This is a genomic window from Dietzia sp. HMSC21D01 (assembly GCF_001815995.1).
Taxonomy (GTDB): domain Bacteria; phylum Actinomycetota; class Actinomycetes; order Mycobacteriales; family Mycobacteriaceae; genus Dietzia; species Dietzia cinnamea.
In genome coordinates, this window is the sequence record NZ_KV823907.1 from 1 (window position 1) to 7,119 (window position 7,119).

A 7,119-nucleotide genomic window follows, 5' to 3' on the forward strand; every position below is an offset into this window, starting at 1 on the left:
CCGGCGACCGCGGGCGGGCCGGCGGCGATGGCCGGCCCGGCCACGGACGCGGCAGCGGGTCCGAGACCGACGAGGGCGGCCGTGATCGTGGTCCCGATCGCGGCGATGGCGGCGAGGATTCCAGCGGGGATCATTGTGTTTTCTCCTTGATATTCCGATTTTTCTCTGGCGAGATTCAGCCGAGGGTGACGTGCCGCGGCTGGATGGGTGGCTGAGGATTGACGGGTAGTAGTGGAATGTTGATCGGAGGCAGCTCAGGCGCTGCTGGCACTATCGGTGCGGGCGCCGGCGCCCGCGCTGGTGCGGGTGGCGGCACAGGCTGCGGCGCGGGAGCCGGCGTGTACCGCGGCCGCACGGGTGGTTGTACGGGCGCCACTGGCACGCGGACGGCGGGCGCGGGTGCGGAAGCAGGCGCCGGCCCGGGCGAGGGCCCCTCGGATCTCGAAGACTCCGGCGATTTGGCATCTACGCGTGCTGTCGACGTCGCCGGAGTCGATGTGGCCGCTGTGGACGTCGGGCCGGTTGTCGTCGGAGAGACCAAACCCGCTTGCGCGACGGAAGGATCCGCGCGGTGGTTCGTGGATGCTGAGGCGGTAGCCCCAGTCATCCATGCGATTCCCGCCCCTGCCGAGAACCCCAGCAGTGCCAGACCGGTCAGGACGGTGAGTGGAGCAGTGCGACGGAGCAAGACGGGCTTTGTGGCCAACGAGAACTCCTTCAATGCACCGGGAGGGGCCCGGGTCACCCCTCGACTCGCGTGAGCCGCTCAGCTCATGCCGCGTGAACGCTAAGGGTCGCCCCACCGCTCTTCAACGTTTTGCTCCCTAAGCAGCCTCCCGGACCGCACCCGTCCTGACCTGCTGATATGTCGCCAATCGCTCGCGCGGCAGAAAGGTGCTGGTAGCGGGATCGCGAATGTCATCCTCTGTCACATGTGGTTCAGGTGAAGATGTATATATCTGTGGGCGAGGTCACGCGCGAGGTGACTCGGTGAGACCACTTGCGAGGCCGTCTCGGATCAGTAGGGTCGCGCTCATGGTGAACGTACTGATGATCCTGTCCGCAGCCGACCACTGGACTCTCAAGGACGGTTCCCAGCACCCGACCGGCTTCTGGGCCGAGGAGTTCGTGGCCCCCTACGAGGTGTTCTCCGACGCCGGATGGTCCATCACCGTGGCCACGCCGGGCGGCCGCACCCCCTCCGTCGACCAGGCGAGCCTCGACGAGGGCGCGGGCGACCCCGAGACCCTGCAGCACGTCCGTGCCTCCCTCGACCGTCTCGCTCAGGTTCTCGAGGCGCCGACCGACCTGGCGAGCGTCGACCACAACGAGTTCGACCTGGTGTTCTACCCGGGCGGCCACGGCCCGCTGGAGGACCTCGCCGTCGACAAGACCTCCGGGGCGATCCTCCGGGAGCGCGTCAGCGGGGGCAAGCACGTCGCGCTCCTGTGCCACGCGCCGGCCGCGGTGCTCGCCGCGTCCGATGACCCGGCCTCCTCTCCGTTCGCCGGCTACACGATGACCGGGTTCTCCAACGACGAGGAGGAGCAGGTGGGCTTGGCCGCCAACGCGCCCTGGCTGCTCGAGGACAAGCTCGTCGAGCTGGGAGCGAACTACTCCAAGGCCGCTGAGCCGTGGAGCTCGCACGTTGTCGTGGACCGAAACGTCTACACCGGCCAGAACCCGCAGTCTTCCGAGGAACTGGCCAAGCGCATCGTGTCCGACCTCGGCTGACCCGGTGCCGGTGCAGCACACCGTCGACCGCGACGCCGTCATCGGCCGGCCACCGGATCGAGTTCGGCGTCCACAGCGAGGGCGAACCCGTCGTCCTCAACCACAAAACGCCCTCGTCGTCGGACATCTAGCGGTCGTGGTGCCCGGTCGCACCGAGGCCGGGTACCGCACCCACGTCTTCGGGCTGCTGGGCTACGGACTGTCCGAGCACCGCGAGCACTTCCGCGACTGGCTACTGTCCACGCACGGCGACCCGGAGAACTTGCAACCCGACGCACTCCACGCCCACCGCGACTTCATCAGCGGACCGATCGGCCGGACGAGCTTTGTCCGGCACCGGGTCGCCCACTGTGACCCCCCCGGCACGCGCTCGAGATCACGATCGTTTAGTGGAGTTCGTCTCCGCCGGGCGCAGCTGGTCTGTCAGTGCTCCAGATCCGCGAGCATGGTGCCCTTCGGGGTCAGGGCGAACACCACGAACGCGAACGTCAGCAGGATCGCCCCGCCGATCAGTCCCGTCACCCCCAGTCCGGAGGTGAAGGCCTCGCCCGCGCGGACCGCAAGGTCCGGCAGTCGAGCGGCCTCGGCCACGGCCACGGCCCCGCCCAGCGAGTCGCGGGCAGCCTCCGTCGCCTCCTGGCCCAGGACCAGTGCCTCGGCCGGGGTGCCGAGCTCCCGACGGTAGAGGAACGAGGCCAGAGAGCCCAGGAGAGCGATGCCCAGGACGGCGCCGAACTCATACGCCGTGTCCTCCATGGCGGCGGCGTTTCCGGCCTTCGACCGCGGGACACCGCCCATGATCATGGAGGAGGCCAGCGCGAGCGCTCCGATCCCGGCCCCGATCAGGGCCAGGGCGATGGACACCGAGGTCAGGTCCAGGTCCTCGCCGCGGAGGCCGAGGAAGACCATGCCGGCGCCGGTGACGAACAGGGCGAGGAAGATCGTGGAGCGCATGCCGATCCGCTCCGAGGCCACCGGCGCCAGCAGCGAGGTGACGGCGGCGGCCAGCGCCAGCGGCATGAGCTGCAGGCCGGACTCGAACGCACTCGCGCCGTTGACCAGCTGCAACCACTGGGCCAGCAGCAACAGGCCGGCGGACATGGAGAAACTCGCGACGAGGGCAGCCAGGACGCCGGCCGAGAAGATGCGGTGGCGGAACATCGTCACGTCCAGCAGTGGCGAGTCCGAGCGCAGGCAGCGCCGGACGAACCAGGACAGCGCCCCCAGGCCCACGGCGAGGGCGATCCACGCCGGCACGTAGGTCATCGACGCCTCCTCACTGAACTTCTTGACGGCCCAGATAGTGGTCGACATCCCGATGAGGGTCAGCGCCGCGGCGAACGGGTCCCAGGGTCCGGGCTCGGGGACGCGGGATTCCGGGACGGTGACGACTGCGCTGACAAAGGCGATGACCATCATCGGCACGCTCACCAGGAACGCCGCCTGCCAGTGGAATGTCTCCAACAGGAACCCGCCGAGCAGCGGGCCCACGGCGGCGCCGATGCCGGCGACGGCAGCCCACACGGCTAACGCGGTGGCGCGTTCACGGGTGTCGGTGAAGGTCACTCGCAGCAGCGACAGCGTGGACGGCATGACCATGGCCGCGCCGACGCCCAGGAGAACGCGCAGCGCGATGACGTACCCGGGGGACTCGGCGAGCAGTACCAGGGCCGAGGCGAGCGCGATGAGCACGTACCCGGTCATGAGCATCCGCTTGCGGCCCCAGCGGTCGCCGATGGAGGACATGGAGATGAGCAGACCCGCCATGACCAGCGAGTAGGCGTCGATGATCCACAGCTGTTCCGAGGCGGTGGGTTGCAGGTCGGCCGACATCGCGGGGATCGCCACGTTGAGGATGGTCATGTCCGTGGTGATGGCCAGCAGGGAGAAGGCCAGCGTGGCCAGGCCGAGCCAGCGACGCGACGGGTCGTAGGAACCCACGATATGCGGGTCGGCGTGCATCGCGTCGCGCGTAGGGGCGGAGGTGCCGCTCATGCGGAGGGGTCCTCGTCGGGTGCGTCGGTGATGTCGGGCATGGTGGTCAGGGCACGGATCGTCGCCTCGAGGCGGACGGCATCGGGCGGGGTGACGGTGAGTGCGGTGTTGATGTAGACCCCGTCCAGGCACATGGCCAGCATCTCGGAGCGGGCGCGCCCGAAATAGGGGGCGAGGAGCTCGGTCAGGCCGGTGTACCAGCGCAGGGCGAGATCACGGAAGTCCTCCTCGAACAGGCCCGCGTACTCGAGCGAGCACTCCGCCAGCACCGTCTGATGATCGGAGAGGTCGGCGTGGGCGGCGGCGGCGAGGTAGGCGATGGGGTCGTCGGTGACGGCCAGCCCCTCGGCGAGCTCGGCGAGGTCGCGGTCGACCCGGTCGGCGAGGTACTCCAGAGCGTGGCGGCGCAGGTCGTCGATGGCCGCGAAGTAGCGGGTGGTGGTGCCCACGGCCACGCCGGCCCGGGCCGCCACCGCGCGGTGCGTGAGCGCCTCCACGCCGTTCTCGGCGATGAGGTCGGCGGCCGCGCGCCCGATGTCGCGGATGCGTTTTTCGGGGTCGCGGGTGCGTCCGGAGGCTGTCACGAGATCTCCCATCGTTGCCGTACAAAAGTACGCGTACGAATGTACAGCAGTCTCCCGCTGGCGTGAAGCCGGCAGAAGGGCCTGACAGACTGAATGGGCAGCGCGGCTCAGGCGGGCGTCGCCTCGGTCGCTCGCCCGTAGCGACCGGCCAGCCACGCACACACGATCAACTGGATCTGGTGGAAGAGCATGAGCGGCAGCACCATGAGGCCGATCGGCTGCCCGACGAACAGCACGGCGGCCATCGGCAGTCCGGTGGCCAGCGACTTCTTGGAACCGCAGAACTGCACGACGCGCTTGTCGCGGTCCTCGAAGCCCAGAGCGCGGGAGGCGAGCTCGGTCAGGCCCAGCACCACCGCGAGCAGGACGCAGCACGCGACGAGCAGCCACGCGAGCTCGGCGGCGCCGATGGTCGACCAGATACCGTCGGCCACCCCGTCGGAGAACGCCGCGTAGACCACCAGCACGATGACGGTCTTGTCGAACAGGGCGATCCGCGTGATCCTGCGGATGACCGGCAGAACCCACCGCCGCAGCAGCTGACCCACCACGAACGGTAGCAGCAGCTGCAGCGCGATCGACCCCACCGAGTCCCACGTGATGATCACCGACCCGTCCGTGGTCATGAGGGCGAACACCAGCAGGGGAGTGACGAATACGCCCAAGAGGTTGGACACGGACGCCGACACCACGGCGGCGCTGACGTGCCCGCGCGCGATCGCCACGAACGTGATGGAGGACTGCACGGTCGACGGGACCAGCGTGAGGAACAGGAACCCCGCTGCGAGCGCCGGGCCGAGTACGGGCGTCAGGATCCACTGCCCGAGGAGGCCGAGCAGGGGGAACAGCAGGAACGTCGCCACGAGAACCACCGAGTGCAGCCGCCAATGCGTGAGGCCGACCAGCAGTTCGCGGGGCTCGAGTCGCGCGCCGTAGAGGAAGAACAGCACGGCGATGCCGATGGTCGTCACCCAGTCGAGGGCGTCGGCCGCGCCGCCGGTGGCGGGCAGGAACGCGGCGACGACCACCGCGGCGAGGATCGCCAGGATGAACGGCTCGACCCGGAGACGACGCAGAAGGCCCATCCCCCTATTGCATCACTCGCGCCGCGCGAGGCGCCCGATAGGCTCGGGTCATGACGGAGCACGCCGGATGACGGAGCAGGGGTGGCGGCCCAGGGCGCTGCGGGACGGCGAGGAACCGGATCCTCGCTTCACGCTCGCCAACGAGCGCACGTTCCTGGCGTGGATCCGCACGAGCCTCGGGCTGACGGCAGGGGCGGTGGCGCTGGAGGCGTTCGCGGGTGACGAGATCCCGGAGATCATCCGCACCCCGCTCGCGTGCATCCTGTTGGTGCTGGCCGGGCTGCTGGCGATCGTGGCTTTCCGGCGCTGGATCCGGATCGAGGTGGCCATGCGGCACCAGCGGCCGCTGCCCATGCCACAGGCGTCGATCCTGCTGGTCCTGGGCATCGCGGCGGGTGCGGTGGTGCTCATGGTGGCGATCCTGAGCGGGACCTTCGGGTGACCTCGCCGCGCCCGCGCCGGATCGGCGTGGAGCCCGAGGCGGTGCCGCCGGACGCCGGGCTCCAATCCGAGCGCACCAGCCTGTCGTGGGCCCGCACCTGGGCCGTGGTGGCGGTGAACATCATCCTCGTCGCCAAACTGGTGGGGGAACTGTCGTGGGCATGGGCGGCCGCGTTCTCGGCGCTCGTGGTGGTCCCGCTGCTGGCCCTTCTGCGGGTGCAGCGTCGGCACGAGCAGCGGGTGGACCGGTTCGTCCGCGCGGGCGAGGTCGAGCAGACGCAGGCCCGCCACAACATCGGGCTGGTGGCCCTGGTGATCGTCATCGCCGCCTGCGGGTTGGCCGCGATCGTGGTGACGTCCCTCCGGTGACCCGGCCGGGCGTAGACCGCCGATCACCCTCGCCGGCGCCGTAGGGACAGACCTCCGCGGACGTGGACGCAGCCAGGCAGGGAATGGACGTAACCATGTAGGCGAAACGGCCGCCAGGCCGACATGGTTGCGTCCAAAACGCCCCTCGCTGCCCCGCGCCGCCTGCCGCCCCGCGCCGCCCCTCGCTGCCCGCGCCGGCGGCGCGGGCGTCAGGTGTTCTTCATCCGCCCGCTCAGCGCGTCACGCAGCCGGTCGACCATCCCGACGCCCGCGCCGATCGTCTTGTGGAACAGCTCGGAGTGGGGGGCGCTGGGGTGCGGCCGCGTGGGGGCGATCTGCTTGGCGGCCTCGACCTTGCGTCCCAGGTCGAGCAGCGTGTCCCTCGAGAGGTGCTCGCGCAGCTTGGGGAACTGGTCGGACTCCTCGTCGTCGGCGTGGTGGTCGAGCAGGCCCTTGAGCTCGCGGACGAGGCCCATGAACTCGGCCTCCTGCGCGTCGACGTTCTCGAGCTTCTTCATCACCACGACGATCTCGTCGTGCTCTTCCTTGTCGTGCTCGACCTCGTCCTTGCCGCCGGGGATCTCGCGTTCCATGACGGGGTAGACGAACATCTCCTCGGCCACGGAGTGGCGCATGACCTCGGCGGTGACGGCGTCGGCGAGGGCGCGACGCTCGGCGGGGTCGGTGGTGGCCTCGATCTGGTCGAGGAGCTCGATCATCTCGCGGTGATCGGCGGTGAGGATCTCGGTGACGTCCCGGGTCGTGTCTGTGGCGGCCATGTCGGTCTCCTTCCACGGTGGCGACTGATGTGTCCCACACCGTAGGGGCGACCGTGGGGCCGGGCCACCGGTCCGCTCAGCGGGTGGCGCTCTCCGTCTCGCACATGCCCTGGAGGGCGCACGAGCCGCATC

General features: G+C 69.7%; 7 protein-coding genes. 3 read left to right on the forward strand and 4 right to left on the reverse strand.

The annotated features are described in order from the left end of the window. Positions 1 to 1,035 precede the first annotated feature (1,035 nt). Positions 1,036 to 1,734: a type 1 glutamine amidotransferase domain-containing protein gene (locus tag HMPREF3086_RS08670; RefSeq protein ID WP_061228382.1), complete on the forward strand. Its 699-nt coding sequence runs from the start codon at positions 1,036 to 1,038 to the stop codon at positions 1,732 to 1,734. Positions 1,735 to 2,157: 423 nt separating this feature from the next. Here the strand turns inward: HMPREF3086_RS08670 and HMPREF3086_RS08675 are convergent, their stop codons facing one another. From HMPREF3086_RS08675 to HMPREF3086_RS08685, 3 genes are all read right to left on the reverse strand, one after another. Next, positions 2,158 to 3,729, reverse strand: coding sequence for an MFS transporter (locus HMPREF3086_RS08675; RefSeq protein ID WP_082767663.1), 1,572 nt, complete (start codon positions 3,727 to 3,729; stop codon positions 2,158 to 2,160). Beyond that, a complete protein-coding gene (locus HMPREF3086_RS08680; RefSeq protein ID WP_061228381.1) occupies positions 3,726 to 4,313 on the reverse strand; it encodes a TetR/AcrR family transcriptional regulator in 588 nt (195 codons plus the stop codon). Before HMPREF3086_RS08680 ends, HMPREF3086_RS08675 begins: the two co-directional genes overlap by 4 nt. 107 nt (positions 4,314 to 4,420) lie before the next feature. Continuing rightward, complete coding sequence (locus tag HMPREF3086_RS08685; RefSeq protein ID WP_061228380.1) at positions 4,421 to 5,398, reverse strand: bile acid:sodium symporter family protein; 978 nt, start codon at positions 5,396 to 5,398, stop codon at positions 4,421 to 4,423. Between the two features lie 67 nt (positions 5,399 to 5,465). On the opposite strand from HMPREF3086_RS08685, the gene HMPREF3086_RS08690 reads away from it, so the two are divergent. Further along, positions 5,466 to 5,840, forward strand: coding sequence for a YidH family protein (locus tag HMPREF3086_RS08690; RefSeq protein ID WP_061228379.1), 375 nt, complete (start codon positions 5,466 to 5,468; stop codon positions 5,838 to 5,840). Then, the gene (locus HMPREF3086_RS08695; RefSeq protein WP_061228378.1) at positions 5,837 to 6,208 is read left to right on the forward strand and encodes a DUF202 domain-containing protein; all 372 of its coding nucleotides are present in this window, start codon (positions 5,837 to 5,839) and stop codon (positions 6,206 to 6,208) included. Before HMPREF3086_RS08690 ends, HMPREF3086_RS08695 begins: the two co-directional genes overlap by 4 nt. 209 nt (positions 6,209 to 6,417) lie before the next feature. On the opposite strand, the gene HMPREF3086_RS08700 is transcribed toward HMPREF3086_RS08695, so the two are convergent. Next, positions 6,418 to 6,987: a hemerythrin domain-containing protein gene (locus HMPREF3086_RS08700; RefSeq protein WP_061228377.1), complete on the reverse strand. Its 570-nt coding sequence runs from the start codon at positions 6,985 to 6,987 to the stop codon at positions 6,418 to 6,420. Positions 6,988 to 7,119 lie beyond the last annotated feature (132 nt).

What these genes read in the sequence shown, in the direction of transcription:
- HMPREF3086_RS08670 (WP_061228382.1), top strand. Translation starts at nt 1,036, where the DNA reads ATGGTGAACGTACTGATGATCCTGTCCGCAGCCGACCACTGGACTCTC.
- HMPREF3086_RS08675 (WP_082767663.1), bottom strand. Translation starts at nt 3,729, where the DNA reads ATGAGCGGCACCTCCGCCCCTACGCGCGACGCGATGCACGCCGACCCG.
- HMPREF3086_RS08685 (WP_061228380.1), bottom strand. Translation starts at nt 5,398, where the DNA reads ATGGGCCTTCTGCGTCGTCTCCGGGTCGAGCCGTTCATCCTGGCGATC.
- HMPREF3086_RS08690 (WP_061228379.1), top strand. Translation starts at nt 5,466, where the DNA reads ATGACGGAGCAGGGGTGGCGGCCCAGGGCGCTGCGGGACGGCGAGGAA.
- HMPREF3086_RS08700 (WP_061228377.1), bottom strand. Translation starts at nt 6,987, where the DNA reads ATGGCCGCCACAGACACGACCCGGGACGTCACCGAGATCCTCACCGCC.